The organism is Streptomyces sp. NPDC006743, from assembly GCF_040703815.1.
Lineage (GTDB): Bacteria > Actinomycetota > Actinomycetes > Streptomycetales > Streptomycetaceae > Streptomyces.
Genome location: NZ_JBEYJA010000146.1, coordinates 1 through 2,398, shown reverse-complemented (window position 1 = coordinate 2,398; position 2,398 = coordinate 1). Strand labels below are relative to the sequence as shown.

General features: G+C 71.4%; 2 protein-coding genes. Both read left to right on the top strand.

Annotated elements, in window-relative coordinates; genetic code table 11:
• Positions 1-81: 81 nt before the first annotated feature.
• Positions 82-972: a fumarylacetoacetate hydrolase family protein gene (locus ABZ719_RS37530; protein WP_366729651.1), complete on the top strand. Its 891-nt coding sequence runs from the start codon at positions 82-84 to the stop codon at positions 970-972.
• 57 nt (positions 973-1,029) lie between these two features.
• Positions 1,030-1,935, top strand: coding sequence for a hypothetical protein (locus ABZ719_RS37525; protein WP_366729650.1), 906 nt, complete (start codon positions 1,030-1,032; stop codon positions 1,933-1,935).
• Positions 1,936-2,398: the final 463 nt, after the last annotated feature.

The window sequence follows — 2,398 nt, the reverse complement described above, 5'->3', positions numbered from 1 at the left end:
CGGCGGCGCCGGGCGCGTCGGCCCCCACGCCGGCGCCGACGCACGACGGCTCCACGACCGCACCCGGGAGGTGCTCGCCCGATGAAGTGGGTCAGCTACCGCTGCGCCGACGGCTCCCCACGCTGCGGCGTGGTGCACGACGACAAGATCCACGCCGTGGGCACGAGCCTGTTGGAGCTGCTGCGCGCGGAAGGCGGGCTGGAGTCCGCCGCGACCAGGGAACCGACCGAGATCGTGGAGCTGGCCACAGCCGGTCTGCTGGCGCCGATAGCGGTGCCTCCGGCGGTCCGGAACTTCGCCGCGTTCGAACGGCACATCAGCAACGCGGGCAAGGCAGCCGTCGGCGACGGCACGGTCAGCCCGGTCTGGTACGAGTATCCGCTCTTCTTCTTCTCCAACCCGGCGGCGATCAAGGGACCGTACGACGAGGTAGCCGTCGCCCCGGGTGCTCGGTCGTGGGACTACGAGGTCGAGGTCGCCGCGGTGATCGCCGGTGACTGCTCGGACCTCGACGCGGCCACGGCGGAGCACCACATCGCCGGCTACCTGGTCTACTGCGACTGGAGCGCACGCGACCTCTCCGCGAGCGAGATGGGGTTCGTGTACGGCCCCTCCAAGAGCAAAGACGCCTCGACCAGTCTGGGCCCGTTCCTCGTCACCCCCGACGAGTTGGAGCCCTACCGCTCGCACAAGGGCTATGCGCTGCGGATGGACGGGTACGTCAACGACGAGCATTACGGCGGCGGCAGCTGGAACGAGATCCACTGGTCGTTCGGCGAGATGCTGGCGCACGCGTCGCGCGGCACCACGCTGCGAGCCGGTGACATCCTCGCCAGCGGCCCCGTGGGCACCGGCTGCATCCAGGAGTTGTCCGGCCACCGCCCCTACCTGACACCGGGAGACACGGTCCGGATCGAAGTACAGGAACTCGGCGCGATCTCCGCACGGATCACCGCCCCGGGGCCGCCCTGAGTCACCGCACGCACCAAAGACGATCCCGATCCGCCCACTCGTCAGGAGACCACGACGATGCATCCCGCCAGCACCTTCGCGCGCGCCGGCATGGACCTGAATGCCGTCCGCGAGGTCAGCCTCACCATCAACGCGACCCACCTGTTCGTCTACTTCATCCCCGAGGCACCGGAAGAGGCCGCCAGGCTGGGCGTGAGCGAGTACGGACCGGCGTACTTCGCGTTCCGGTCAGCCCCGATGGGCGCGGTCCCGTGGCAGGTCACACTCGCGGCCTTCTACAACTTCAGCCCGCGGTCGGTGCAGGCCATGGCAGGCGTGTGGGACACGGCGACGCCGGAGCAGTGGCAGGCCGCTCGCTTCGCAGCCGTCGGCCGCGCGTTGCGGCGCGTCGACGTCAAGCTCACCGCCGGGCAGATCGCCGAGGCACGATCACTGATCGACCCGGTCGTCGAGAGCGCCGACTACGCCGGGAAGACGATGGCTGCCGCCAACGCCTCGGTCCCCCTCCCAGCCGATCCGCTCGTCGCACTGTGGCAGCAGATCACGGTGCTTCGCGAGTGGCGCGGCGACGCGCACATCACCGTGCTCGCCGCCAACGGCCTCGGGCCGTGTGACTGCAACGTCCTGCAAACCGCGACAGGTCACTTCCCGGAAGCGATCGCGCGTGCCACCCGGCGGTGGGACGAGGAGGAGGTGACTGCGGCAACGACACGCCTCGTCGCACGCGGCTGGCTCAACGCCGACGGCACCGCGACCGACGCCGGCATCGCGGCGCGCGAGCAGCTCGAGGCCGAGACCGACGAGCACTGCGCCGCGCTGTGGACGCCGATCGGCGACACCCGCGTCCATCGCCTCACCTCGCTCCTCATGCCGATCCACGACGCGTTCACCGCAGCCAGGACGTACCCCTTCCGTGTGGAGACGGGAGACACGCATTCCGCCGATCCGGAGGCCGCCAGGTAGGCCCTGTTCTCGTACATCCCGGGCGAAAGGGACACGCGGCGCAGGGTGACACCGGGGCGGGGCCGGGCGCGAGGGCTGGAGTACCTGCCCCAGGAGCCGGGCATCGGCTCGGGCGCGACCTGCCGGTGACGCCCGGCCGCATGGTACGGAACCGGTGTGTACGCCGACCGGTAGCAGCCCCCGACTCGGCGTGCACGCCGGCGCGGCGGCCGCCGATGTCCGGCGGCCCGCTGCCGCTCCGCCCCGCACCGACGGCCACGGCACTCTGGCCGGGGGCATCCCCGGACAGCCGGCGGACGCCTGTCCGACCCCGCTGGAAGCCACCACCGCCCGATGCGCCCCGAAACGCGCCCGCCCCCGCTTGTCGCGCCTTAGAGCTGCGAACAAAAGGGGCGCCCGGCTCGCGACGCCCGGCACGCACGCTCGCGGCGTTGCCGAAAGGCCCTGACAGCTCCGCTACAAG